Source organism: Vibrio sp. 03_296 (assembly GCF_002265885.1).
This window is the reverse complement of sequence record NZ_NPKW01001125.1, coordinates 1-453: the sequence shown is the minus strand read 5'-3', so window position 1 is coordinate 453 and position 453 is coordinate 1. Positions and strand designations below refer to the sequence as shown.

Annotated in this window: 3 tRNA genes and 1 rRNA gene; all 4 read right to left on the bottom strand. The window is 50.6% G+C overall.

What is annotated here, in order from left to right:
* Positions 1 to 12: 12 nt before the first annotated feature.
* A tRNA-Val gene (locus tag CIK04_RS30280) sits at positions 13 to 88 on the bottom strand.
* Between the two features lie 28 nt (positions 89 to 116).
* Positions 117 to 192: transfer RNA gene (locus CIK04_RS30275), tRNA-Lys, on the bottom strand.
* 1 nt (position 193) lies between these two features.
* A tRNA-Glu gene (locus CIK04_RS30270) sits at positions 194 to 268 on the bottom strand.
* 67 nt (positions 269 to 335) lie between these two features.
* Positions 336 to 453: ribosomal RNA gene (locus CIK04_RS30265) — 16S ribosomal RNA — on the bottom strand; the annotation flags it as partial.

The following is a 453-nucleotide window of genomic DNA, read 5'->3' as shown; positions in this document are numbered from 1 at the left end:
AACCCTTAAAGATGGTGGGCGATACCGGGTTCGAACCAGTGACCCCCTGCTTGTAAGGCAGGTGCTCTCCCAACTGAGCTAATCGCCCACATTATTTGTTTTCCCGTGGAAGGAAATGGTGGGTCGTGCAGGATTCGAACCTGCGACCAATTGATTAAAAGTCAACTGCTCTACCAACTGAGCTAACGACCCATGGTATCCCGTAGGGAGTCGAACCCCTGTTACCGCCGTGAAAGGGCGGTGTCCTAGGCCTCTAGACGAACGGGACACTAAGATACTCTAAACTTTCTAAACCATATCAATCTGTGTGAACACTCATCGCAATAATCATCGTATAAGGAGGTGATCCAGCGCCAGGTTCCCCTAGCGCTACCTTGTTACGACTTCACCCCAGTCATGAACCACAAAGTGGTGAGCGTCCTCCCGAAGGTTAAACTACCCACTTCTTTGCAG